This is a genomic window from Gordonia sp. 'Campus' (genome assembly GCF_022206305.1).
In the GTDB taxonomy this organism is placed as follows: domain Bacteria; phylum Actinomycetota; class Actinomycetes; order Mycobacteriales; family Mycobacteriaceae; genus Gordonia.
Window position 1 is genome coordinate 1 of the sequence record NZ_JAKOIW010000023.1, and the last position, 24,236, is coordinate 24,236.

32 protein-coding genes are annotated in these 24,236 nt (G+C 64.8%); 18 read left to right on the plus strand and 14 right to left on the minus strand.

All coding sequences use genetic code 11. The features are described 5' to 3' along the window. Positions 1–306, minus strand: a 306-nt coding sequence (locus MAY35_RS20010; protein ID WP_238423041.1) for a hypothetical protein, incomplete at its 3' end; no start/stop codon positions are given. A 316-nt stretch (positions 307–622) separates the two neighbouring features. On the opposite strand from MAY35_RS20010, the gene MAY35_RS20015 reads away from it, so the two are divergent. Then, positions 623–946, plus strand: coding sequence for a hypothetical protein (locus tag MAY35_RS20015; protein WP_238423042.1), 324 nt, complete (start codon positions 623–625; stop codon positions 944–946). Continuing rightward, a complete protein-coding gene (locus MAY35_RS20020; protein WP_238423043.1) occupies positions 943–1,140 on the plus strand; it encodes a hypothetical protein in 198 nt (65 codons plus the stop codon). The genes MAY35_RS20015 and MAY35_RS20020 overlap by 4 nt, the downstream gene beginning before the upstream one ends. Positions 1,141–1,253: 113 nt before the next feature. Here MAY35_RS20020 and ligD read toward each other — a convergent pair whose 3' ends face one another. Continuing rightward, entirely contained in the window at positions 1,254–2,207 is a 954-nt protein-coding gene (gene ligD / locus MAY35_RS20025; protein ID WP_238423044.1) for a non-homologous end-joining DNA ligase, read from the minus strand. Positions 2,208–2,246: 39 nt separating this feature from the next. On the opposite strand from ligD, the gene MAY35_RS20030 reads away from it, so the two are divergent. After that, positions 2,247–2,579 carry a hypothetical protein gene (locus MAY35_RS20030; protein ID WP_238423045.1) on the plus strand — a complete coding sequence of 111 codons (333 nt, stop codon included), beginning with the start codon at positions 2,247–2,249 and terminating at the stop codon, positions 2,577–2,579. A 171-nt stretch (positions 2,580–2,750) separates the two neighbouring features. Here MAY35_RS20030 and MAY35_RS20035 read toward each other — a convergent pair whose 3' ends face one another. From MAY35_RS20035 to MAY35_RS20055, 5 genes are all read right to left on the minus strand, one after another. Then, entirely contained in the window at positions 2,751–3,158 is a 408-nt protein-coding gene (locus tag MAY35_RS20035; protein ID WP_238423046.1) for a hypothetical protein, read from the minus strand. A gap of 41 nt (positions 3,159–3,199) precedes the next feature. Continuing rightward, positions 3,200–4,270 carry a DUF1524 domain-containing protein gene (locus MAY35_RS20040; protein ID WP_374237987.1) on the minus strand — a complete coding sequence of 357 codons (1,071 nt, stop codon included), beginning with the start codon at positions 4,268–4,270 and terminating at the stop codon, positions 3,200–3,202. 414 nt (positions 4,271–4,684) lie between these two features. Continuing rightward, positions 4,685–5,209 (minus strand): hypothetical protein, encoded by a 525-nt coding sequence (locus MAY35_RS20045; RefSeq protein WP_238423048.1) that lies wholly within the window; start codon positions 5,207–5,209, stop codon positions 4,685–4,687. A gap of 156 nt (positions 5,210–5,365) precedes the next feature. Further along, on the minus strand, positions 5,366–5,710 hold the full coding sequence (locus MAY35_RS20050; protein ID WP_238423049.1) for a DUF4352 domain-containing protein: 345 nt from the start codon (positions 5,708–5,710) through the stop codon (positions 5,366–5,368). Between the two features lie 518 nt (positions 5,711–6,228). Continuing rightward, positions 6,229–6,858 (minus strand): DUF6308 family protein, encoded by a 630-nt coding sequence (locus tag MAY35_RS20055; protein ID WP_238423050.1) that lies wholly within the window; start codon positions 6,856–6,858, stop codon positions 6,229–6,231. A gap of 188 nt (positions 6,859–7,046) precedes the next feature. Between MAY35_RS20055 and MAY35_RS20060 the strand changes: the two genes are divergently transcribed. Further along, positions 7,047–8,222, plus strand: a complete 1,176-nt coding sequence (locus MAY35_RS20060; RefSeq protein ID WP_238423051.1) for a protein NO VEIN domain-containing protein — start codon at positions 7,047–7,049, stop codon at positions 8,220–8,222. Positions 8,223–8,402: 180 nt separating this feature from the next. Here MAY35_RS20060 and MAY35_RS20065 read toward each other — a convergent pair whose 3' ends face one another. From MAY35_RS20065 to MAY35_RS20085, 5 genes are all read right to left on the minus strand, one after another. After that, on the minus strand, positions 8,403–9,071 hold the full coding sequence (locus MAY35_RS20065) for a helicase associated domain-containing protein (protein WP_238423052.1): 669 nt from the start codon (positions 9,069–9,071) through the stop codon (positions 8,403–8,405). A 6-nt stretch (positions 9,072–9,077) separates the two neighbouring features. After that, entirely contained in the window at positions 9,078–9,761 is a 684-nt protein-coding gene (locus MAY35_RS20070; RefSeq protein WP_238423053.1) for a helicase associated domain-containing protein, read from the minus strand. 41 nt (positions 9,762–9,802) lie between these two features. After that, entirely contained in the window at positions 9,803–10,948 is a 1,146-nt protein-coding gene (locus tag MAY35_RS20075; protein ID WP_308192477.1) for an SMP-30/gluconolactonase/LRE family protein, read from the minus strand. A gap of 81 nt (positions 10,949–11,029) precedes the next feature. Next, complete coding sequence (locus MAY35_RS20080) at positions 11,030–11,389, minus strand: hypothetical protein (RefSeq protein ID WP_238423054.1); 360 nt, start codon at positions 11,387–11,389, stop codon at positions 11,030–11,032. 730 nt (positions 11,390–12,119) lie between these two features. Then, positions 12,120–13,151 carry a hypothetical protein gene (locus tag MAY35_RS20085; RefSeq protein ID WP_238423055.1) on the minus strand — a complete coding sequence of 344 codons (1,032 nt, stop codon included), beginning with the start codon at positions 13,149–13,151 and terminating at the stop codon, positions 12,120–12,122. A gap of 292 nt (positions 13,152–13,443) precedes the next feature. Between MAY35_RS20085 and MAY35_RS20090 the strand changes: the two genes are divergently transcribed. From MAY35_RS20090 to MAY35_RS20115, 6 genes are all read left to right on the plus strand, one after another. Further along, entirely contained in the window at positions 13,444–14,106 is a 663-nt protein-coding gene (locus MAY35_RS20090) for a RusA family crossover junction endodeoxyribonuclease (RefSeq protein WP_238423056.1), read from the plus strand. A 107-nt stretch (positions 14,107–14,213) separates the two neighbouring features. Beyond that, the gene (locus MAY35_RS20095; protein ID WP_238423057.1) at positions 14,214–14,489 is read left to right on the plus strand and encodes a type II toxin-antitoxin system Phd/YefM family antitoxin; all 276 of its coding nucleotides are present in this window, start codon (positions 14,214–14,216) and stop codon (positions 14,487–14,489) included. Beyond that, a complete protein-coding gene (locus MAY35_RS20100) occupies positions 14,486–14,776 on the plus strand; it encodes a type II toxin-antitoxin system RelE/ParE family toxin (protein ID WP_308192478.1) in 291 nt (96 codons plus the stop codon). The genes MAY35_RS20095 and MAY35_RS20100 overlap by 4 nt, the downstream gene beginning before the upstream one ends. A 43-nt stretch (positions 14,777–14,819) precedes the next feature. Then, on the plus strand, positions 14,820–15,098 hold the full coding sequence (locus tag MAY35_RS20105; protein ID WP_238423058.1) for a hypothetical protein: 279 nt from the start codon (positions 14,820–14,822) through the stop codon (positions 15,096–15,098). 130 nt (positions 15,099–15,228) lie between these two features. Beyond that, positions 15,229–15,375: a hypothetical protein gene (locus MAY35_RS20110; protein WP_238423059.1), complete on the plus strand. Its 147-nt coding sequence runs from the start codon at positions 15,229–15,231 to the stop codon at positions 15,373–15,375. Positions 15,376–15,538: 163 nt separating this feature from the next. Then, a complete protein-coding gene (locus MAY35_RS20115) occupies positions 15,539–15,877 on the plus strand; it encodes a hypothetical protein (RefSeq protein ID WP_238423060.1) in 339 nt (112 codons plus the stop codon). 86 nt (positions 15,878–15,963) lie between these two features. On the opposite strand, the gene MAY35_RS20120 is transcribed toward MAY35_RS20115, so the two are convergent. Then, a complete protein-coding gene (locus MAY35_RS20120; protein WP_238423061.1) occupies positions 15,964–16,716 on the minus strand; it encodes a hypothetical protein in 753 nt (250 codons plus the stop codon). A 421-nt stretch (positions 16,717–17,137) separates the two neighbouring features. On the opposite strand from MAY35_RS20120, the gene MAY35_RS20125 reads away from it, so the two are divergent. The 5 genes from MAY35_RS20125 (at position 17,138) to MAY35_RS20145 (ending at position 20,565) form a co-directional block, all read left to right on the plus strand. Continuing rightward, positions 17,138–17,368, plus strand: coding sequence for a hypothetical protein (locus MAY35_RS20125; RefSeq protein WP_238423062.1), 231 nt, complete (start codon positions 17,138–17,140; stop codon positions 17,366–17,368). A 29-nt stretch (positions 17,369–17,397) separates the two neighbouring features. Then, the gene (locus tag MAY35_RS20130; protein WP_238423063.1) at positions 17,398–17,676 is read left to right on the plus strand and encodes a hypothetical protein; all 279 of its coding nucleotides are present in this window, start codon (positions 17,398–17,400) and stop codon (positions 17,674–17,676) included. A 98-nt stretch (positions 17,677–17,774) separates the two neighbouring features. After that, complete coding sequence (locus MAY35_RS20135) at positions 17,775–19,370, plus strand: ParB/Srx family N-terminal domain-containing protein (protein WP_238423064.1); 1,596 nt, start codon at positions 17,775–17,777, stop codon at positions 19,368–19,370. An 85-nt stretch (positions 19,371–19,455) separates the two neighbouring features. Next, a complete protein-coding gene (locus MAY35_RS20140; protein WP_238423065.1) occupies positions 19,456–19,812 on the plus strand; it encodes a hypothetical protein in 357 nt (118 codons plus the stop codon). A 381-nt stretch (positions 19,813–20,193) separates the two neighbouring features. Beyond that, entirely contained in the window at positions 20,194–20,565 is a 372-nt protein-coding gene (locus MAY35_RS20145) for a hypothetical protein (protein ID WP_238423066.1), read from the plus strand. A gap of 57 nt (positions 20,566–20,622) precedes the next feature. On the opposite strand, the gene MAY35_RS20150 is transcribed toward MAY35_RS20145, so the two are convergent. Further along, positions 20,623–21,009, minus strand: a complete 387-nt coding sequence (locus MAY35_RS20150) for a hypothetical protein (protein WP_238423067.1) — start codon at positions 21,007–21,009, stop codon at positions 20,623–20,625. A gap of 312 nt (positions 21,010–21,321) precedes the next feature. Between MAY35_RS20150 and MAY35_RS20155 the strand changes: the two genes are divergently transcribed. The 3 genes from MAY35_RS20155 (at position 21,322) to MAY35_RS20165 (ending at position 24,116) form a co-directional block, all read left to right on the plus strand. Continuing rightward, positions 21,322–22,263: an ArdC-like ssDNA-binding domain-containing protein gene (locus MAY35_RS20155; protein WP_238423068.1), complete on the plus strand. Its 942-nt coding sequence runs from the start codon at positions 21,322–21,324 to the stop codon at positions 22,261–22,263. A 403-nt stretch (positions 22,264–22,666) separates the two neighbouring features. Further along, positions 22,667–22,924, plus strand: coding sequence for a hypothetical protein (locus MAY35_RS20160; protein ID WP_238423069.1), 258 nt, complete (start codon positions 22,667–22,669; stop codon positions 22,922–22,924). A 76-nt stretch (positions 22,925–23,000) separates the two neighbouring features. Further along, positions 23,001–24,116, plus strand: a complete 1,116-nt coding sequence (locus MAY35_RS20165) for a pentapeptide repeat-containing protein (RefSeq protein ID WP_238423126.1) — start codon at positions 23,001–23,003, stop codon at positions 24,114–24,116. The last annotated feature ends 120 nt before the right edge of the window (positions 24,117–24,236 follow it).

Below are 24,236 nucleotides of genomic sequence, written 5' to 3' on the forward strand. Positions count from 1 at the left end.
GTTCTGGCAGGGACCCACGCTGACGACCCGGGCCTGTTCGAACGACACGACAAACGACTGATAGCCCGTCGCGTACCCCAACTGGTGGGCGCTGGCCTTGACCCACGGCGACGGACTCGTGGTGTGGTTGCCGCTGTCGGTGATCGGAACAATCGACCCCACAGCAACATTCGCCGAACAGGACGCCCAATCGCTCCATCCCTTCGGATACGCCGCCGAGGCCTCTGCCGTCACCAGCCCCGATACCATCACCGCCCCGGCCAATGTCCCGAGCACTGCTCCAATACGACGATGTGCAAGCTTCATAGATAATCTCCCCGATCAGCGTTCGCGCAGTTGCGAACCCACTCACCCTACATCGCATAAGAATGTCAAACACTCTGCGCGATAGCGATTCTCGGAGATTCAGATAGTGGAACGACGCCGTTAGATGTGGGTGATGCACACCGCTGCGTACCGTCATTCAGTCGAATCGCCGGGGTCGGTGACCTGCCGGGCGACCGCTGAAGGAGGCGGGGGTGCGTACGGTCCCGAGCTTCCCGACTCGGTCACACCCCCGCCTGCGAAAACAGACTACACGCCCATCGAACATGCATTCGATCTGGCGGGTTAGACTGTGAGTATGTTCGATCGCTGGCCCGACACCCGAACACTGCGTGTGTTCGATCCGCCGCGGCCTGTGCTGATCGACATGGCGATCGCTGACCCGTCTTGCGGCAGGTCTTACGCGGCCGGTGAGGGAGTGTCGCTGCGAGTGCGCGCCTCCGGTGCGCGTATCGAACCGACCATGCCGGGGTTGCTCCTGGCTTGGTTGCAGATCTCAAATGGATTGTGGCGCGGCGTATGTCAGATGCCGGTCGAAAGCGCCAACCATGTCTCGTCGGCGACCATCACGATGTGGGTACCGCCCGAGGCCCTGCAACCGCGAGAGGACGCCGAGCAATGACTGAGAATAACGACGGGGTGGGACCCACCAATCGGGTCGCGCCGAAACGGAGCCGCGCCACCATGGGCGAGCTGACGTTGATCGTGCGGCCACCCGGTCGGCCGGCCGACGTTCGGGTCTACACCGACGACGAAGCGACCGAGGCCCAGACGTATGCCACCGAGGTCGGCGGCCAGGTCGAGCGCCTCCCGTAGCCCAACGACACGAGCTGCCTCCGCTGCGCTGCGCTGCCGCCCTCCCCGGTCGGGTCGGTTGCCACAGAATCTGGCGTGGTTGCGTTCCGTTTGGTGACAGTCGAGGTCGGGGGTCAGGCCGGTTCATCGCGTTCGGGCCAGATCACTTCATCGGGGGTCTTGTCGGTACGGAAGCCTTTCCATGAGGCATGTCGCAAACGGCGGGTGATCTCGCGGTACTCGATGGTGCCGACCAGGACCGGCAGCACCCACCGCACGTTGCTGATCCGCGTGGGGGAGTGTTCTGCGGTGAACGGATGATCCGGGTGGGTCGCCTCGGTGAGCTGGTCGGCGATGTCGCGGCGTTGCTGCTGGGTGAATCCGGTCCCCACCTCGCCGAGGTAGACCAACTCACCCGACGGCCGGTAGCCGCCCACCAGCAACGATCGCACCGACGTCGGGTCGCCGGTCCACCCGCAGACGATGACTTCCGCACTCAACCGCAGCGGGACCTTCACCCACGACGGCGACCGTTGGCCGCGAAGGTACTTCGACGCCGCCCGCTTGGCGACCACGCCCTCCAGGCCGAAGTTCCTCGCGAGCTCCAGCATCGGTTCAGCGGAGCTGTCAGGCCAGTACGGGGTGACCTGCACCGCCCCCGAACTGGTGACCGCGGTGTCGAGGAGCGACCGGCGTTCGAGGTAGGGCAGCGGTGCGACGTCGGTGCCGTCGAGCTCCAGGACGTCGAACAGGTAGAACGCCGCCGTCACATCGGTGAGCAGCCGGCGTCCCGGCCGCGGCGTGTGCATCCGGCGTTGCAGAAGCGAGAACGACGGCCGCCCAGCGGCGTCGAGGGCCACAATCTCCCCGTCAACCACTACGTCGCGGCCACCGGTCGCCGTGCGCAGAGCAGCTGTGATCTCGGGATACGTGGAGGTGATCGGGCTGAGGTTACGGCTCAACAGCAACACCTCGCCCCCGGATACTCGGGCGGTGCAGCGCTGACCGTCATATTTCATCTCCCACGACCAGCCCGAACCTGACGGAGCCCGACCCGGGGTCGCGAGCATCGGCGCCATCGAAGCCATGCATCCACTGTCCTCGGAGGTGGTCTCTATCGTGAGTTGATGACCGAACGCGTTCGCGTGGCCGCGGAACTATCCGCGTTCAACTACGCCGCACGATTCGGATACCCGGGCCGCACCCTCGGCGACTACCTCGCCGACTTCGGCGGCTGGGACGGCTACGTCGAGGACCCATTCGGCACCCGCCCGTGGATCTCGCTACGCGCGTTCGATGGTGCCGACCTGAGCCTGTTCCTCAAACTCATGTTCATCGTTCCCGAGGTCGCCGGCGTCGACTTCCGACCGCTCTCCGGTGACGCGATCATCCTCGCCGAATACACGCTCCCGGCGGGAACCGTGATCGCCCGCGACCATCCAGACCCCTACGACGACTGACGCCGTCAACCCGGGATCGGGTCGACGGCGTCAGTGTGAGAGGGGACGGTGCCGGTCAGTGCGCCTCTCGGCGAACGGCCGCACGCAGCGGCGGAAAGGGGTGAGGCCCGGGGCATTGAGCCCGCCACCGTCACACGAGTCAACGGCGACGATCCCTGCGCTATTCCGCAGTCAGCCTTTCGCTTCGTAACCTTCTACGCAACCGGTAACCCACAGGGTGATGTCGTCGTAGTCGTACAACTCAACTCTGACGTGCGACCGTGCTCCCATGTGCGGTATTTGCACTTCCTGCGTCATCCCGTTACAACGAGACGTTGTGTCAGGCATGCCCGGTGAGCCGGCGGGTATGTGGCGGTCGTTCTCTGCAGCCAGAGTGCCCGCGCGGTACCCGTCGTCATAGATCGACTGATCGCGGGGGTCGAGTTCGGAGGCTCCACCTTCGCCACCAGAGGCGTTTCCGGAACTCGTGCCATCGGTGCTGATTGCCAGCACTACCACCACGAGCAGCACGGCTGAGATGGCTCCGATGATTCCGAGGACTACGGCATTCTGCCGGCCGGGTGATCGATGTTCGTTCACGTCATATCTTCCTGGGAGCGTTGCGGGTCGGTGTGCCTACGTTATTCGCAGGCGACGCCGTCGCCGTCGCGGTCGAGTTTGCTGCTGTAGCCGGGCTGGCCGGCGTAGATCGGATCAGCGCCCGCAGCGCGGACTGCGGAGCAGTTGGCGTAGTACACCGAGGACGGGGCCGGGTCTTCGGCCGGCGGCGGGGTGTAGGTGGTGGTCGGCGGGGTGTAGGCCGGCTCGGGGATCGGTGTCGCGGTCGAGGTGCGGGTGTTCGGTACCTGTCGGGTCGATGTCGATGCGACGTCGGCGCCGCAATCGCCCAGAATTCGGGTGATGGCGTCCTTCTCGGCCTGGGTGACCCACAGCTTGTAGGCGGCTTTCACCTCGACCTGACGGGCGACGTAGGTGCAGCGGTAGGAGCGGTTCGGCGGCAGCCAGGTCGCGGCGTCACCGTCGCCCTTGGCCTGGTTGGTCGGGCCGTCGACTGCTTGCAGGTTGCGCGGATCGTTGGCGAAGTCAGCACGCTGTGCGGGGGAGAGCTGTTGTGCGCCTTTCTGCCACGCATCGGACAGGGCCACGACGTGGTCGATCTGCACCGCAGACGAGGTCTGCTGCCCACGCACGAACGAAATAGACCTGCCGGTGTACGGGTCGGCCAACGTCCCGGACTGCACGGAGCACCCGTTCGAGCCCGGCTTGACCACGATGCCGGTGAGGTCGCGGCGCAGGATGTCGTTGCGGGTGTCGCAGCCGTTGCGGCCGCCGTCGACGTTGACGTCATCGGTCCAGGCTTGCCCGAACAGCGCTCGGTCATAGCCGGTCTTGGGTGCCCGGCCCTTGACCGCGAGGGTGTTCAGTGTCGCCAGCGCCTCGTTCGCCGCGGGTCCGGAGGACACCGTGACCACCGGTGTTGCGGTCGGCAGCGTGATCTCGGCCTGAGCCGTCGAGGTGGTCGTCGGCAGCGTCGAGGTGTCGGCCGCCTTCTCCGCAGTGGTGTCGGTGGTCCCGCACGCACCCAGCGCCAGGACCAGCGCCACGGTGCTGCCACCCAGCAGCAGTCGCGTCGACATCGGGCGGCGCGAAGCGGGCTGCGCGGGGGAGAGGGAACGAGGGGAGCGGGGCATAGCCACGGGCGGTAGAGCCTTTCGAGAAGAGGCGACACGTCCAGGCGGTGAAGCGCCGAACTGTCAATGAGCGTCAGCTACCTATAGCAACCCACTCAGACAGAGTTTCCGCGTTACGCGGTCCTGTCCAGTTTTGCTTATGGTGCCGTCGGTCTGAGTCGAACTGACACTGCGCGGGTTTTGAATCCGTTGCCTCCGACGCCGTCGATCACATGCGTTCTCGGATGGTTCACTATCGGTCGGAACTCGGTTTCGATGCAGCAATTGGTCCGGCACCCGGGTTCACACGACGATTTGGGCCACCAGCGTAGTCGTCTCGGACCGAGATGAGTGTTCTTTGTCGGCGACGGCCCGGCCCCGAAGACAGTTCGTCTGATGAGGCCGGGCCGAAGCTACAACCGGTGCAGTGCAGTCTTACTCGGCGTTGCCAGAGCAGTTCGCGGAGGCGCCGGGACCCGAGGCGGTGCCCTCAGACAGGACCTTGTCGCCCTGGCGGATGATGCACTTGATGGTGCCGGTGCTGTCGAAACTGTTGCTCGCGGTCAGCGACACGACCTTGACGAACCCGGTGATCTCGACGTCCTTCTTCCACGGAATGGGGATGTCGTTGTCGGTGGAGGTGTTGAGGTCGCCGTTGGTGTAGATCGCCGAGCCTGTCGGGCCGTCGCCGGTGATCTCGTAGGTCACGTTGACGACGCGCTCGGACTCTTCTTCGATCGACTCCGCGGCGCCGCCGATGAGTGCGACGCAACCGCCTGCGAACACGAGGAATACGACTACGAGTGCAAGGAGCACCCACGGCCACTTCTTGCGCTTCTTCGGAGGCTGGGCCGGCGGGTAACCGGGGTACTGGCCCGGGTAGGGCTGGCCGGGCTGGCCCTGGAACGGCTGCTGGCCGTAGTTGGGCTGCTGGTCACCCGGGTTGTTGGGGTCGGTCACTCTTCACATTCCTTCGCTCACACAGGAAGGGGCGTGTCCGTGAACCAGCCGGAGCCGGGCATCTTCCCCCTAGACACGTTGCGTGTCACCGAAGGATTCATAGCAAAATCTCAGGCTGGTGTTACTAACCCTTGAACTTCGTTATCTGCCGGTGACCTAGCGCAGCGCCACCAGGGCTGGGCGACCCCCTGATGCTCGCAACGAAATGGTTGCGGGCACCGCACCTGTAGGCATGTCGTAAACGAGTCGCACGGTCACCGAGTTGCCGGGATTGATGTCGTTAAACCACCCGGCGTCGCCATCGCTGGCCATCGAGGTGGCGGACCCGTCGACGCGGAACACGCGGTTGTTGGCGTCACGAACATGCTGTTCAGACGCGTTGAAGTCGATGGAGTGGTTGGAGGTGTTGGTCACTGTGACCGTGATGATGGCGAAGGCACCCTGCGCTGTGTCGGTGAGGTATTCCCCGACCGACGGAACACCTGTTTCCACCGAACTCACGACGAAACGGCCGGCGGCGCCGTCGGAGATCGGCGTGTTCATCCGTCCTGGTGTGGGCGTGGTCGGTGTGGCCTGCGGCGGTGGTGATGACCGCGGGGTCGTTTCGGCTGAGTCGGCGCGAGCCGCGGGTGTACGGGAGGTCGTGGTCGAGTTGTTGTCTGAGGAGGACCCGGCCGTAATGAGAGCGACGCACCCGCCGAGCATGACCAGACCGATGACGAGTACGGCAAAACCAACGAGGAGCCATACCCACACAGGGGGGCCGGATCGTTGCGGTGGTCGGGGTGGTAGCGGCGGGTACGAAGGATGGGCCACGAGGTCACTTTCTCAGTCGATGCCTGCCGGGGAACGAATGAGCAGGCGATGCGGCCACAAGGTACCGCACGGCGCGACAGCAGCTAAACCGAATGCTGGCTTACGACACCGAAACTCACGTGCCCCGATACCTCCGCGTCGCAGAAGACGTGCCGACCCGGGGCCCGCAGAAGAGTTGGCCGGCTGCACACGGTCCAGTCCAGCTACGGTCTGCTGCTTCCTTGCATCCACGCGAGGGTGTCGAGTATGCGCAGCTCACTGATGTGATCAGGGAGGCCCGCGGCGTCTCTGGCAGCTCGGAGACGTTGCCGAAGCGGGGGACTTCCCTTCAGCGCCTGGTGGATGGGCACCAGATGCGCGCCGCCTCGGGTGCCGAGGACGTCGACCACGACGGTGTCCCAGATGGGGTAGAGACGAGGCCGTTTGCGGGCGATCAGTTTGGAGGCGATGGTGGCGCCGATGCCAGCGACTGTGCGCAACTGGGTGTCGAGGACCCACGCGGGCCAGGTGGGATCGAGAGGGTCTGGTTCATCGGCGAGGTCGCGATCGGGCCCCACCTCGGCGAGGTAGGTGGAAAATTCGTCACGGCGCTCGAGGAGGAGTGCTCGAGCGGCGGCGGGGCCGGCATCGACAGAAAGAAAGCCGATGGCCACGAGGTCATCGGCAGTGAAGACGCCGGAGTCAGACTCCCTAGTGCCGGTGGAGTCCCAGCTGTCGAAGACGGCGCCGGTATAAGCGGTGCCAGGGTAGGGGTCGCCAAAGTAGGTGCGCAGCACCGCTGCGGCCGGTTGCGGGTCGTCGATTGTGAGCGTCGTCGGGACAATGATCGTCATGATCCAAACCCTGCCACGTAGCACCCGATAGAACGGCGAGCCGAAGCGGTTGCGGGTCTGGGAGACTCGGCGGCATGGTGATCCAAATCCGACTGAGCGACCGAATCGATCACACACCCGAGCAGATCGCATCTGACTCATTGGGTCGATCATGGTGCGGTTTTGACCCGTCAGTCGGCGACCGGGAATTGTGGCAGCACAACCGCGGGCGGTGGGACCTCAACGAGGCGAGGATTGCCGAGGAGACGTACGCGACGTTCGTTCACGATGACCGGACGGTTGCGGCATACAAAATCAACGGCTACGAACGGGTCTCCGACCCCGGCCCCAAAGCCACCAAGATCGCGTTGATCGGTGAACCGCTCACCTCAGCTGACCCCCTCTACGACCTCCTCGTCGATCAACACGCGATCCACCGCGGCCGAAACGCCATCAACTACGTCGCGGATCCTGAAACCGAGGTGAGTTCGGAATCCGTTGCGGGGCATCGCGCATTCCTGCTCACCTGGAATCCCGATAACTGGGATTGGGCCGACTACCGCGATTGTGTTCTGACCACCCAGGAAGGACACACAGTCGATGGGCGGTGGTCGACCGGCGGCAGAAGGACCGGAATCCGGCGCGGGGACCGGGTGTTTCTGCTGCGTCAGGGGACGAGAGGGCGAGGTCTCATCGGAAGTGGCGAGGCGGTCGACTTCGCCGATCCTTCGGGAGTTGACGAGATCATTTACCCCGACGCGCACTGGGATAACACCGGCGCGACGGCCAACTACGTCGATGTCCTGTGGGACCGACTCGTCGAACCCGACGACATGTTGCCGACTGACCAACTCCAGGAGGAGTTTCCCGCACAGAACTGGACCCCGATGGCCAGCGGGACGGAGATCCAACCCGATGTGGTCGTTGACCTGCAGGCGAGCTGGTCAGAGCACGTCGGTCGCACCCGCCCAGCAGGCGGGGGACAGGGGAGGCTCGTCGACGCCGCCAGACGCAAAGCCATCGAGGACGCAGCCCAGGACTGGCTCATGGAGCACTACCGAGACGAGGGATGGGTGGTGCGCGACACCCGCTACGACGGGCCTTACGACGCTGTCGCCACCAAAGGCAGGCAAACGCTCTATCTCGAAGCGAAGGGCACGCAGAGCAACGGAGACGCGGTGTTCGTGACCCGTGGCGAGGTCGAGCACGCCCGACGACACCGCGGAAGCTGTGTCATCGGTATCTGGTCAGGAATGCGATTCACCAGCGACGGGATCGTAGACCAAGAGGCCGGCGAGGTGCTCATCCTGCCGTTCGACCCGGACACCGGCACTCTGACTGCGCTGCAATACCGTTGGGACCTGGGCGACAGTGATGTCGTCTGACTGACCGACCCAACTGTTCACGATCACGCAGAACGTCGATGACAGCGGACCTTGCGGCCGGCTGGTGTAGAGGATCTTCACCTCAGTGGACCGATTGCCCGGCCCGTAGGGGCAGGAGAGTAGTGCGCCGGCTCCCTCGGCAGCGTCTTGTGCTTCTCGCCCGGTCGTCCCGTGTCCCGGTCAGGAGCGGTGTTGCGTGTTCCATCGCCAGTCGGGGAACTCGGTTTCGATGCGGCGGATCCGCTCGGCCGGCAGGCGGCCTGTGCGGTAGTCGGCGCGACGGTTGGCGACCCATTGACCGATTGCGTATCCGTCGATCACATCGCGTCGACGGGCGTTGCTGGTGCCGTTCACCGCGACGTAGCGGTGCAGGTGGACGACACCGGTTTCGAATGCGGCGGCCGATGCCGCGGCCTGCGGCGACCACTGCCAGTCAGGGAACTCGCGCTCGAACACCTCGATCCGCTCAGCCGACAGCCGGCCTTTGCGATAATCGGCGCGACGATTCGTCACCCACTGTCCGAGGGAGAATTCGTCGATGACCTCGTGCTGACCCACGAGGCTCGTCCCACGGGTGGCGACGTAGCGGCGAAGATGCGCCAGCCCGACGCCGAACTGCGCGTCACGCACACTCCAGCGCCAGTCCGGGAACTCGGTCTCGAGCCGTTCGATCCGCTCGGCCGACAACCGGCCCAAGCGGTGGTCGGTGCGCCTGCTGGCCACCCAAACGTCGATCGGGAACCCGTCGATCCTCGCGCCGCGCGGGGGAGAGCTCGAACCGTGTGCGGCGACGTAACGGTGCAGATGCGCGACTCCGACCTCGAACCGTCGGTCCTCAACACCACCCATCACAGCTCACCGCCCGGGTCCAGGAGTCGAGCTGGTTCGGATGGTCCACTGCCAGTCCGGGAACTCGGTCTCGATTCGGCGGATCCGCTCGGCCAACAACCGGCCTGTGCGGTAGTCAGCGCGGCGGCTCTGCACCCAGGTGCCGATCGCGAATCCGTCAATCACATCGCGTCGACGGGCGTTGCTGGTGCCGTTCACCGCGACGTAGCGGTGCAGGTGCGCGATCCCGGTCTCGAACGCGACCGCGGATGCCGCGGCCTGCGGCGACCACTGCCAGTCAGGAAACTCGCGCTCGAACAACGCGACCCGCTCGCCCGACAGCCGGCCGGTGCGGTAGTCGGCACGACGGCTCTGCACCCAGGTACCGATCGCGAACCCGTCGACCACCTCGTCGTAGACCACGCGGCTGGTCCCATGGGTGGCGACGTAACGGCGAAGATGCGCCAACCCGACGTCGAACTGCGCGTCATGCACACTCCACCGCCAAGCCGGGAACTCGATCTCGATGCGGCGGATCCGCTCGGCCGACAGTCGACCCCGGCGGTACTCGGTGCGCCGGCTGTCGACCCAACTCCCGATCAGAAATCCGTCGATCGTCGCGCCCTGCGGTGGCGAGCTGGAACCCTGCGCCGCGACGTAGCGGCGCAGGTACGCGATCCCGGTCTCGAACCGTTCCTCATAGTTAGTCATCGCGGCTCACAAGCTTGCTCGATCAGCGCTCCGAATCAGCGTCACCGATCATCGGCCTCGTTGCGCCACAGTGTGTTTGCACGGGCGGTGCAGCTCACCAGATCATTCGAGTCTCTGTCGCTGAGGTCGATCGACAACAGCGAGTCCTGCCAGACGCTCGCCAGGTAGAGCGCGCCGTCGTGTTCGACTGCGCCGGTCGCGGTGTCGAACGACGGATGCACGCCGCGGACCTCATCAACCACACGGCCTTCGGGATCGACACATATCGCCCACACGATGGTCTCCGGATTGGGACGCAGGACGTCGGGCAGTCGCCAGATCGCCGAGCGGATGAATCCGGGCCAGTTCGCTGACCGGTCGAGTGCGGTGTTGCGGGGGTTGGTCATCGCGATCCACGATCGGCCGCCGACGAATCGGGACATGTTGTCGGGGAACCCGTGCATGTTCGACAGCAGCACCTCGACCTCGCCCTGCCGGGGCCCGGTCAGCCACAATCGCGACAGGCTGTAGTTGCCCGTTTCGGTGAACAGCAGCGATCGCCGATCTGGTGCGAGGGCAACCCCGTTAGGGAAGTAGAGGCCATCGAGGACCGTCGTCACGGTTCCGTCCGGATCGCGGCGAAAGAGCCGTCCCGACGGCCGGTGCTCCAGGAGCGCACCCATGTAGTGCTCGAAGTCGAACCGGTCAGTCGACTCGGTGAACCACACCGTGCCGTCCGGGCCGGCGGCGGCGTTCGAGCAGAACCGCAGCGTAACGCCGTCGACCTGGTCGACCAGTGTTTCGACCGCGCCCGTGGACTGATCCACCCGCAACAATCCCTTGTGCGCATCACACACCAGTAAGCGACCGTCGTCGCATACCTCCAGGCCTAGTGGCCGGCCACCGGTGTCTGCGATGGTGCTCCGTTCCCCGGTGGAGGGGGCGACTCGAACGATCGCACCACCGGTGACGCCGCAGACCAGCGACCCATCTAGGCTCACCACCACGTCTTCGGCGGTTCCCGCGCTGAGCGTGTGGAGTTCCGCCGTCCGAGGTAGCTCGGACAGGTGCAGATCACCGTTCGGCGGTGACAGATCACGCCTGGCGGGGGAGAGTCCCGGTTTCCGCTGGGGCACGACCACGAAGTGTAAACGGGAGCTCGTCCCGCCCATGTCCTGCCCGCGGTCGGCGTCGCAGCGGGCGATCATCTTGCAGAATCCGACACAGCGGAAAGCCGTCGACCCGCAAACGGGTCGACGGCTCTCCAGATCACGGTGGAGCCTCGCGGCTCAGAACTCGAAGTCGGATGTGTCCCAGCAGTAGTCAGAGTGGGTGGTGTAGTCCCACTGAGGCGTGCCGAGTCCGTCCTTCCTGTATGCGTACTGAAGGCACGCCCCTCGGTCCGCGGCGACGGCAGCGGTGGCTTTGAGAGTGTCGAATGCCTCGACGCCGCTGTTGTCGACGAACGGCAGCAGCTCGCCGGCCACGTAGTTCGCATCACGCCCGGCGACTGCGGCCGGGTCCTGAGTGTTGGCGTACATTTCGGCGGTCTTCGACTTGCTCCAGTAGACGGTGCAGATCGTCTCGCCGCAGTCCTCCCAGCGGTCCTCGGTGACGTACGGAACAGCAGACGCGGTCGGGCCGACCAAGACTCCGGCAGATACCGCAAGAGCGGCGCCCGCGGTAATGAACCCAATGCGAAGGCTCGCACGGGAATTTCGACGTGTAGACATGGCTATCTATCCTTCTTGTGGGAGTGTCGCCACGCCGAAGTAGCCGTAGAGAGGGCTACTTCGGCGGGCAGTTACCAGCGCCTCGGTGTGGCCGACTTCCGTGTAGTTCTGGCGGTGTTGGTGGCACCACCAGAACCGGAAGTGTGGTCGTTCCGGGACAGTTCGATCATGTCATCTGCCCGGATGAACGCGCCACATGTAGCTCGTTACATTGATGTAACCCGCTGCCACTTTTGTCCCACTGGCCCCAACGAGTCGGATTGTTAGGAACGCGAAAATGTCTGTCGCAGCGCCACAATCGATACAAACAGTGCCGTGGAGGAACGCCGGTAGATGGGGCGACCGGGCCGGAGGGCCGATAGCGGTCGCACGAAGTTGCCCGGGTATCTGCCGTTGCAAGATCTTGCTTGGTTTCGGGAAAATATGTGTGCCTGGTGTGGCTCTGAGGGCGAGGAGAGAGTAGCGTCCGTGATGTTCGACGGGTATCCGTCGGACGGCAAGTCCGCCTTGGCGGGATTGTTACCAGCACTCTGGTGGCTGCGCTTCGCACCCCAGACCCCCGAGAACCCCCGGTTGGTGGCCGGGGGTTTTCTTCTCTGCCGGACTGCCCTAGCTGCCGCTGGTTGGCAGTCGTTGAGCCCCGTCCTTACCACCCGCCTCGGTCTCCTCGCTTCGTTGAAGCTGCCCTGAGCTGGCGCATGAGAAGTGCACGTTGAGGCGAAGATTGCTTCCCCTTTAGCGCGGCGAAGTAATGTCCCAGGCCCGCGGAAGTTCCTCGCCAGGTCTCCGCAATTTCGGCGCAGTTCTGGGAGATCGGCCCTTGGAGTCGTTCTTGGACTCGAAGACTGGGCCCTGTCCCGCGGTGGAGGTCGTTGAAGTCGAGTCCGTTCCGAACTTCGATGACCTCTTCATCCGTCATCGCGGTTCCCGCGTACTGCCGTTCCATCGCGATCACGATGAAACCGAGCTGTTTGGCCATCCAGAAGGTGGTTTCGTGCGCCCGTCGGCAAACGAGAATCGGCACGATAGGCAGGTTCGGGTGGGCAGCCTGTAACTCGACGGCTTTGCTGAGCACTTGGAACAGTTCGGGCGATTGGGGGTAGATCCAGCCGCGGATGTTTTTGACCTCGAAGATCGCAGTGACAGGAGCCTGGGGAATGCCGGCTATCTGGGGGACGAGGAAGCCGGCGCTGTCGACGGGGCCGCTGAGCTGTACTCCGAGAACGGTGCTGACTTCGCCGAAGCCAGGAGCCAAAGGTTGCAGGGCCGAAGCAGCGAGGATGGCGGACCGAACTGCTTGCTCGCCGGCAGGTCCGATCAGTCCTTGAGGGTGGCGCACCGTGCCCTGCGCCCATCCTGTGTACTTCGCATATAAGGCTCTCTTGCGAGCAGCTGCACGGTCGATAGCGGTGGAGCGGTTCGTCCTGTTTGCGGGTTGAATTGTCTCAATCTGATGTCCGCCACGCGAAGGTGCTGTCACTCGTTGAATGAGGTTGTCTGATTTGAGTTCTCGTAGAGCCGTCGTGACGTGGTGGGGGTCGATGTTGCTGGCGTGGCCCACGTAGAAGTGTTCCGAGACCCGCGCCTCCAACTCGAGACGAACCACTGCGAGTTCCTGGTTCAGGGTGTCCATGATGAGAGTCCGGGCACGATCGACGTACTCGGGCTGTTCGGACACTGGTCGATCCTACATGGACAGGGTCCTACCTGCGGATATTACGTTTGGCCGCATCCCAGCCGCCATATATAGAAGTTGTTGTGGGTACGCGGTTCGATTGAGTGCCGGGGAGGGGGGGTAGTGGCCGCGCCGATGTCGGCCCACGAGCTGCCCCGCCGGCGGCGGGGGTTTCGCCGCGAGGTCACTGAGGGTGTAGGCCTGGCGGTAAGCGGGACTTGAGTCGTGAGGACAGGCAGACGTCGGGCGCTTAGGGTGCGACCCTGTACCGGACGTTGACGAAGAGGGGCGAGTGATGGCGGGGAAGTCGGTGTCGTACTCGCCGGACCAATTCCTAGTGGAGGAGTTCGTCGGGTCTGCCCAGATGCGGGTTTCAACGCAGGTGGATCCGCCCTCTTTGCAGGCTTCCGGAGCGGTCAAGAATGCGTATAAGGCCGCGTTGTCTAAAGCTGTTGCTGCGAACACCACACGGTTCTTCGATCACGACGTGAGCGTGACCATTACGTGGTTTGTTTCGGAGCGGCGTCGCTACCGAACGAGCTCGATTGCGGATCTCGACAACGTGCTGAAGCCGACGATAGATGCTTTGGTGGGGCCGGCGGGTGTGCTGTTCGACGATAATCAGGTGCAGTCGATTCAGGCGTCATGGCGTGTTGGGATGCGTCTGGGCGAGAGAGGATTTGACCTAAAATTAGAGGCGCTTCGGTTAGAGGATTTTGTTCCTCGTGGTGGCCGTTTTGTCGAGATCAGGCACGATCTGTGTTACTACGTTCCGGCTATGCCGGCTGAACACGCGCGCAGGCTTGTCGATGTGCTGGTGATGATGAATCGTGAGCGGGAGCGCTTCGAGGCCGAGGGGTGGGCAGAGGACGTTCTGTGGGGGCTGACGCCGTTGGCTCGACCGTTCCCAAGAGCGCGGCTGTCCAGATTTGAGCTGCTTCGTCCGGATCAGTTCTGATGTGGTCGCAACGATCTGGAGGCCCTTAGCTGCCAAGATGTCATAATATAGGTTATCGGCTAAATTTGTGGCTAGTTTCTGGCCACTCTAGCGGCTAGACTGGATGCATGACGACAGTGCCTCTCGGTGAAGCCAAGGACAAGCTCTCCGCGCTCGTCGACAGCGCCGAGAGCACGCACGACATCATCACGATCACCAAGCACGGCAAACCTGCCGCGGTGCTCATGTCGGCTGACGACCTCGAATCGCTGCACGAAACGATCTACTGGCTCTCACGTGCCGGTATCCGCGACGCCGTGGCGGTCGCCGACGCCGAGTACGCCGACGGCCAGACCATTTCGCTCGAGGATCTGCGCGCCGAACACGGCATGCCGCCCCGGTGAGCGGCAAACCCACGGACTTGGCCGACTCGTACCGAGTCGAGGTCGCATCCCCTGCACGTCGCGACCTACAACGCCTTCCGTCCCGGATCGTCCACGCCGTCATCGAGTTCATCTCCGGACCCCTCGCCGGCAACCCCCACCGCCTCAGCAAACCGCTGCGCGACGACCTCGAAGGCCTCCACAGCGCCCGCCGCGGCGACTACCGCATCCTGCTGCGCATCGACGACCCCAACCACACCATCGTCATCGTCAAGATCGACCACCGCGCCCACGCCTACCGCACCTAACCGGTTGCCCCGCAACTCATCCCTGACAACCATGAGGAGCATCGTGAACGACTCCGGCCGCACACTCGACCACTCCATCGACGCGCTCTACGACCCCATCAACGCCTTGCAACGCCAGGTCCTCGACATCGAACGCAGCTACCGCGACCTCGCACAACGCGACGACCTTGCCGTCGACACCCTCGGCGCGCCCACCACCCCCGCCGAAGCTATCGCCGGTATCACCGAAGCCCTGGGATCTCTCCGCCATGCGCTCCGCGCCGCCGAAGAACACCGCGACACCGCCAAACAGCATGCAGCACGCCTCTACATCGACCGCTGACGCCTGTCAGAGGCAACCGGCACAATCAGCGCAGATCCCCGCCCGCGAGCCGACAAACATCCAACGAGCACGATGAACCAGGTCGTAGACCTCGATGACATCGTGGCCATCGCAACGATCACCGCCCGGCGTGATCGGCCGACCCCTCTCGCCCGGCGAATCATCCCGCCTCAAAGCCGCATGGAATCAGGCCACTCCCCGCACCCTGGCCGCGATCGCCAACCAGCTCGATGCACAACTCGCAGCGGCTGACGCCGCACAGAACCAACCCCTCTGACCAAGATGCGGTGAAAGTAGTTCTGTCACAAGGCGTTTCATTGGGACACGCCGGGGGCCCGACCCCTCAACCCACGCTGCGCTCTACGGGGTTGACCGCCCACCCTCACCGTGTCCCCAGGGTGGGACGCGACAACCGGTCGCGCAATCGGAAGGAGTCACCAATGACCACTCGCACCACCGCCCGCACCCAGTTCCTCACCGACATCTACGTCTGCGCCCTCGAAGGCGGCATCGGCTACTGGTCGACCTGCATCGAATACCGCTGGAGCACAACCCAACGCGCCGTCATCGAAGACCTCGAAGACGCAGTACACGAGATCACCCTCGACACAATCGCCCGCGGAATCAACGCCGTCGCCGACGGCTCGGTAGCGGTCTCCGACTACCTACGGAACCTCATCCGAACGGCCAACCGCAGCAACGACGCCGGCGACGTCGACGCCATCGCCGCCGACGTCATCGCCCAAGCCGGCATCTACGGCGAGGTGATCTACGGATAACCCCGAGAGGGTCGGGCGACCACTTACGAGCTGGCGCCCGACCCTCGACTCGATAACGGGGGCAAAAGCCGTACGCAGCAGGCGAATCACGGTGTTGCAGTCGGCGACGGACTCGTCGTAGCAGAGGACGGACTGGGAGTCCCCGGGGTCGCGGCCGACGTGACCGTCACTGTCGTTGTTGTCTGCGGAGCTGGATCTGGGTCTTTCTCCGGCAGCTGTGAAAAATAGAGAGGGGCGATGAGGAGGACTACGGGCACAACGAGGAGCGCCAGGACAGTTTGCCCGGGTGCGGCCTGGACCAACTCGCGCAATTCTCGAAGCCGAGACACGGTCGCGTCCCCCGTGATCGACACGTCTGTTCCCCAAATGCGGTCTCTCGTCAGCTGCGGACTCGGTAACCCGTTGCAAAGCAGACTGATTGTGTACGCGCGGTTCGTGGTGAGCAGAATCGGCTTGATGTCGAGGCGAGTGTTGACCAACTCGAAATCGAGCTCACGACCGTCAGCCTCATCCGTAATGTTGATCGGCGGCACGCCCAGCTCCAACTGGATCGCAGCGCCAGCGTCAAAGTCGTCACTACGGATGTCCTTGGGCCCGGCATTCATGATCCGAATCGTCACCACGTAAGGGTCCAAAAGCCGCGCTCCAGCATAGTTGACCGTGATCTCTTTCGGAGAATGCGAACTGATGATCGCACGGGAGGTTAGGGAAATTCGTAACTGGTTGCGCCGCTTCTGATAACGAAAGTAGTACACACCAGCACCAAGACCTAGAACTGCAACGACCGTTCCTGCGATGGCGAAGAACGTCCTAAGGGCATCCATGTGACGGTTGTACACCGTTGACCACCGTCCAGCAGCCGAAGTCAGCGCTGCCGCGACACCAAGCCCTCCCGCGGCCGGCGTCGCTCCCGCACAGTCACCCCGACTGCCCCGTGCGTCCGGTGTGCCTGCGTCCGGTCGGCCAGCTCGCCTGGCCGCGATCGGTTGCGGTCTTGTCTGCCGGCTGCGCCGTCACCTGATCGGAGCGGCTACGCCGCACAGTAGGCCCTTCGGGCTGAGTTGGTTTGCGTTGCATCGCCGCATTCTCTTACCTCCACTCCCGTGCCGCAAGGGCCGTGAAAAACTAATCCGCCCTGCGGGTTTCAGGGCTTCGCCCCGGATGACTTTTTCACTGTGAACACCCCTGCGGCCCACTCGCTTCGGCGAAGAGATTGGCCGGTGCAAACGCAAACCGGCACTCACAACGGGAGGGGTCACCATGACCAGCGCCATCACCATTGCCTACCAGCTGTGCAACAGCTGCGCGGTCGCCGTCGCCTACGGAGACATGAGCGCGCTCGACACCGAGAGCGTCGCCGAGGTCGTGGCTTTCATGGCCGACCACGGTTACCTGACCCCCGCTGACGACATCGACCCGCCCGGCTACTGGCTCTGCGAATGCTGCGGCATCGACCAGCTCGGCGCAGGCCGCACCTTCACCCACGACTAGACCACTGACCAGCCGAAAGGACACAGAACATGAACGCCTGGATCGCCACCAAGGACCCCGCCAAGGTCGAAGCCTTCGCCGACCAGATCGCCCAGCACGAACCGAACCGGATCACCGAGGCCGACGGCGACCGCGAGTTCGCCGTATGGATGTACGGAGTTGACCGTGTGATCCGCAGGCGCACCAACGGATTCAGCCACCGCGACCTGCCCGATTTCGGCTGGAAAGACGCCTACAACAACGACCTGGACCCCGCCGTCGCCGCCGCCGACGCGATCGCCCACTGGGAAGAGTTCGGCGACCTCTAGAGGAGCTTCCGCGTCGCAATCCGGCACGCGGACAAGAGAAAACCCGGCCAGGGACTAGCTGGCCGGGGTCTCACCCACCACAGTAAGGGAGAAACCCCATGACGAGCAACACCACCACCGAGACCGTCACCGCGACGGGCGAGCTGCGCCACCTCAACCCGGCCGATCTGGTCATCGACACCAACATTCGCACCGAGGCCGAGGCCACCCTGACCGCCGAGTTCGTCGATTCGATCCGCGACGGCGTGCGCCAACCCATCCTCGCTGTCGAGGTCGACGGGCAGGTGCGGGTGCGCGACGGGCAGCGCCGGACCCTGGCCGCGCGTAAGAACGCCCCTCCCACCGTTCCGGTCTACGTGGTCCCGGTCGCGACCGACGCCGACGACAAGGCCCTGACGGTGGATCGAATCGTGGAGCAGCTGGCCAGTTTCGAGCGCGAAGGCCTCCGCAACCGTGACCGCGTGGCCGCGATCGAACAACTCTCGCTCGCCGGGATGTCGGCGACGAAGATCGCCAAGGCCACCCGCACGAAGAAGAAGGACGTCGACGCCACCCTCGCGCTGGCGAAGTCGGAGACGACCCTGGATTTGATCGAACGGGGCGCCACGCTGACGTTGGAGCAGTCCGCGACCGTCGCGGCCTACGACCACGACCCCGAAGCGCAGCAATGGCTCCTTGACGCCGCCGCATCCGGTGTGTTCGAGCATCAGGCCAAACTGTTGGCCGACAACGCCGACCAGCGGGCCGAGGTACTGGCCCAGGTCGCGATCTACACCGCCGACGGCATCGAGACCGTCACCCGCGAACCCGACTACCGGCACACCCGCGCCCGTCTGGAACGCCTCGTCACCGCCGACGGCACGCCCGCACAGGTCGACGACGTACCGGTCAGCCAGCGCCTCGCCTACGTGTGGGCCGACGTGACCGAATGGTGGACCGACGCCGAGGGCAACACCATCGACGAGGACCTGATCGACTGGGACCTCACAGAGGAGGACACCCCCGCCGACGCCCAGCCCGACGAGGGATTGCACGACCCGCGTGCCCTCACCCGCCACGAAAGCCGGTCGATCGAAACCACCTGGTACGTCAACGAGTTCCGTGACCTCGGGATGAGCTTCCGCACCTACAGCGGCAGCACGGCGACCAGCTCGACCACGACCACCCCCGCCGAGGAGGACCCCGCTGAGAAGGAGGCACGCAAGCAGGAACGCCGCCGGGTGCGGGTGCTCAACGCCGCCAGCCTCACCGCCCGCGAGGTGCGGATCGAGAAGCTGACCGCATGGCTGGCCCGCAAGACCCTCCCGAAGGGCAGCGCCCCGACGGTCGCGAAATTCATCGCGACCTCGATGCGCGCCCATCACGACATGTTCGGCGCGAACAGCAGCCAAGGCAACGCCGCCGAGATCGCGGCCACGATCCTCGGCGGCGACCCCGCCGAATTGATCGAGCAGGCCACCACCGCCGACCGCGCCCAGATCATCGGACTCGGCATCGCCCTGGCATCGCGGGAAGCGCACATGTGGAAAGACGCATGGCGCAACGTCGGTGACCGCCACTACCTCGGCGGCAGCCAGGTCAGCGCCCGCGCTGGCTACCTGCACTTCCTCGTCGAGGTGACCGGCTACACCCTCTCCGACGTCGAGCAGGTCATCGCCGGTGACAAACAGGCAGCCGACGTGCCACTCGACTAGACCAGCTGTGCGGTGGGCCGCGAACCTTCACGGTCGCGGCCCACCGCCCCGGCCACGCTCACACCCGCCACCTCGAGGAAACATCGTGACCATCACCGGCGAACTGTTCCCCCGCTGCGCCCTCCCCGGCTGCGCCAACCCCACCGATACCCAAGGCCACCCCTGCGGACAGTGCCGCCGCGACTTCGGACCCATGCTGCGCCACAACCCCGACGGCCAGCCGATGGCCGCCGACGCCCAAACCGCCCGCGACCACGACGTCGCCCTGGCCTACCGCGCCCAGGAACAACTACGCATCGACGCCGCCGAACAACGCATCGCGCTCCAGGCCGGCGAACAGGAGAAGCCCGGACAGACCTGCTGGCTGTGCGAGGAACGCCGAAAGTGCGCCCTCATCAACGGGCAGTGGGAATGCCGAACCTGCCGACAGATTCCCGGCTGACCGACCAGCCCGAGGGGCACAGCGGAGCGACCTGACGGCCGCACAGCGTTGTCCCGGCCCGGTGGCTCCGCTGCGCTCCACCCCCGACCCGGGGAGATTCGACTTGGGTGGGTGGTCACCTATTGCGCGCGCACGTCGACCAAGTGTGACCGACCGGGGGCCCGAACTGTCAACCCACACCAGGCGGCTACCGCCCGTTCTCCGCTACGCTCCGCCCGTGCGCTCCAACCACTTTCGATAACCCGCACTCGCTGCGCTCGCAACCGAAAGTGGCTTCCGGCGCGCCTGCCTCTACGGGGTTGACAGCCCACCCTCGTCCGGTCAGCACAGGTCTCTCGACGTCCGCCACACCGGCCCGGACCACAACGAAGGGACTTCCTCATGGACTACATCGCTCACACCGTCGACACCGCCGCCGCCGTCGGCAGCCCCGCCGATCTGCTCTGGGCCGCCGCCGACCTCGTCGCCACCAACCCCGAGACCGCCGACCCCATCCACGACGCCGGCCTGCACCTCATCGCCGCCGGCCGAACCACGGCCCGCCGGGCCGGGGCAGCCCGCGAGCTCGCCACGATGATCGCCGAGAGCCGCCACCCCGACCTGGCAGCCACCATCACCGGCGACGACACCGACTGGGCCGCCTGGCAGCGGGTACTCACCGAGCCCTGGCCCATCCTCGCCGATGCGGCCGCCTTCGCCGCCAAGCTCGGCGGACTCGAAGGCCAGATCACCCCGGGACGCTGGATCGCCTGACCGGGCAGCGGGCCGGGGTCGCCACACCACGGCGGCCCCGGCTCGGCGTCTGTGCCGTCACGAGTGATCGGTGTCGGCGCGCCTGCGAATGCGGCGCCGACCACGATCGGCCGCACGGAACACCCGCAACGGCTTGCGAACGCTCTCCACAAGATCGAAGGTGGTCCCGGTGCGTTCGGCCATGTGCCAGTCGATGTTCCACTCGCTGTCGAGGACCATCATGCGGCCCACCGCTCGGTCTTCGTCGCCGGACTGATAGGCGTCCTCGCACACCTGACACAGCGCCCACCAACTACCCAGAGTGTGGCCCTTGCCGTACTTGCGGAACCTCGTCTCGTCCGGGTCCATCGTGTGGAGCCACACCGGTCTCTCGCGCCCGCAGAACGAGCACAACGGATACTCGTCGTCGTCGACGTCGAGCGATTCGTCAGCTGGGCTACCCACAACCGTCACGGTAACCGGCGCGAGCGCCGACGGTGCTGCCTCTGGCGGCTGCGCCGCCACCTGATCGGAAGCGGCTACGCCGCACCCCAACCGGATCGGGGTTGCTTTGCTGACCCCCACCATTGTCTTACCTCTGGTCGGCACGGCGGCAAGGGCCGCGAAAAACTAATCCGCCCTACGGGTTTGCAGGGCTGCGCCCCGGATGACTTTTTCACTGTGAACACCCTTGCCCCGACCTCCCGCCGGCGAAGACATGGCAGGTGTCACGCAAAGCACCGGCCCGCCGAGGCCGACACCAGAGAGGCATCCACCATGGCCCGTACCGCCACCATCAGCCGCGAACAGCGAGCCGCCGCACGCCGCGAACTCGCCGCCGAGCTGCACGCGACCATCACCGACAAGGTCGCCGCACTCACCGGTACCGACGAGTGGGCCGCGTTCCTCGACTACGCCACCAAGTTCCACGCCTACAGCCTCAACAACCTGCTACTGATCATCGCCCAGCGCCCCGACGCCTCCCAGGTCGCCGGGTACAACAAATGGCTCGAACTCGGACGCCACGTCCGCAAGGGAGAAAAGGCGATCCGGATCCGCGGATTCAGTTCCCGCAAGATCACCGACACCGACGCCGAGACCGGCGACGAAACCGAACGCAAGATCGCCACCTACCCGATCCTGTCCGTGTTCGACATCGCCCAGACCGACCCCATCACCGAGGTCACCGACTGGATGCGTAAGAAGAACCCCAAGGCCCGAGTCTGGGTCGACCTCGCCCGCCCCGCCCACACCCTCATCGGTGACGATCCCGCCGACATCTACAGCCGCACCGTCGACTACATCACCGCCCAGGGCTGGACCGTCAGCCGCGAACAGATCCCCGAGACCGGCACCAACGGGTACACCACCACCGACGGAACCCGCCGTATCGTCATCGCCGCCGACCTCACCGACGCCCAGGCCGCCAAGACCGTGCTGCACGAGACCGCCCACGCCCTCATGCACGCCGACATCGACACCGCCGACTACATCGCCCACCGCGGCCGCTGCGAAGTCGAAGCCGAATCCGTCGCCTACGTCGCCGCCGGAATGCTCGGAGTCGACACCAGCGACTTCAGCATCGGCTACATCGCCGGATGGGCCGAAGGCAACACCGAGGTTATCGCCGACACCGCCACACGCGTCCTGACCACCGCCCGACAGATCGCCGCAGCACTCGACCCCGACACCCTCACCGACACCGAAGACGCCGCCTAACCCGAACACCGGGGCCGCCCGCTCGGCGGCCCCAGCCGGGAGGCACAGCGGACCGGCCTGACGGCCGCACAGCACCATCCGGTGGTGGCCGGCGACTCCGCTACGCTCCGCACCGGCCACCACCGGGAATCAAAAACCTACTCAGGTGGGTGGTCACCACAGCAGCGCGCACGTCGACCAAGTGTGACCGACCGGGGGCCCGAGCCGCCAACCCACACCAGGCGGCTATCGCCCGTTCTCCGCTGCGCTCCGCCCGTGCGCTCCAACCACTTTCACTCGCTACGCTCGTGAGACGAAAGTGGCTTCCGGCGCGCCTGCCTCTTCGGGGTTGACAGCCCACCCTCGTCCGGTCAGCAGGTCTCTCGACGTTCGCAACCCTGCGAACCCAATCGAAGGAGTCACCATGGCTTGGACCATCACCAACATCAACGTCACCCCGGCGGCCCGCGAGATCGTCCGAGCCACCAACATCCTTGACAGCGCCAGCACCGACAACCCGCCGGCACTCATCGACATCGCCAACATGCTCGACCTCAAAATGTCCGACTGGGCTCTCGGACTCGCCGAACTCCTCACCAACGGCCACGCCATCATCGTCGCCGACGACGACAACCGCGAATGCCTCATCCTCACCACCACACCCATCTACGGCACGGCCTAACGGCCGCGCCCGACCAGGCCCAGCAGGGCCTGGTCCGACTACTCTTCGATCGAACGAAGGAGTGCAAGGAGTGCCCATGAGGAAAACACAGTGGATCGCCGCCGTCGCCGGCGCCGGCGGCGGCGCCGCCGTCATCTACGCGATCCCTCCGGTGCTCTACTCCTGCCTCGCGGACGATGAAAACTGGGGCGAGTTCTTCAAAGCCGCGGCCCCAGCCTACGGCGCGACGACGGCCGGCCTCCTCGCTGTCGCCGCCGCCTCCCTCGCACTCCACAACGGCCGGCAAGACCGAAAAGCCCGCCAGATCGTCGACGACCGCGGACACAACGCTGAATCGATCCGAGAACTCCGCTCGCGCTACACCACAGCCGTCGAACAGCTTGCAGACACTCGAACCACCATCAGCCAAGCGGGCGTCTATGCGATAGCGGCCATCGCTGACGACTGGCTGCGCATCAACCTCCCCGACACGCTCCAAATCAACACCAAGGCCGAAGCGCAGACCTGCATCAACGTCCTAACCGCGTACCTTCGCCAGCAACATCCCAATTTCGACCACGACGACATCGAATACCGCCACGAAGGACAAGTAGATCAAGTAATCCGCGACACAATTCTACGAACCATCGTGGAACACTTACGCCCCGGCCACGACGGGCAATCGTGGACAGAGCTGACCTTCGATCTTAACGGCGCAACGTTGCACAATGTGAACTTCGAGGACTGTGTCTTTAAGGGAGCGGCGAACTTCGGCGCGTCGAGGTTCTACGGCAGAAGGACGGCGTTCTCGAATGTGCGTTTCAATGGAGCTGCGATCTTCGCGCAGGCCCAATTCTTCGGGAACAACACCGAATTCGCTTTTGCGCAGTTCTGCACAGGCGCAAACTTTGAGGGTGCCAAGTTCCGTAGCGCCGACAAAACTCTCTTCGACTTCGCCGTGTTCGGGGCAATAACATCATTCGCGGACGCAGCGTTTTACAGCAACGAGACCCACTTTGGCGACGCTGACTTCGGCAGCCCCGTAACTTTTAAGAATGCGATATTTGGTGGGGAGTTGGTCTCGTTCGAATCGCCGGTCAATTGGAAGAATGTAATCTTTGACTGGAATGATGACGTCCAGTGGAAACCGCCCAACGTAGTCCCGAAATTGTGGCCGCCCCAGGTCGCCAAGATCGACCCAGCCAAAGAGTAGAGCTACCGCGACACCAAGCCCTCCCGGACCCGCGTCGCTCCCGCACAATCACCTTTACGTTGGAGTACGTCCGGGGCGGTCGCCTCGGACGTTCGTCCGCGGTTCGGGGCGTGGCTCGAC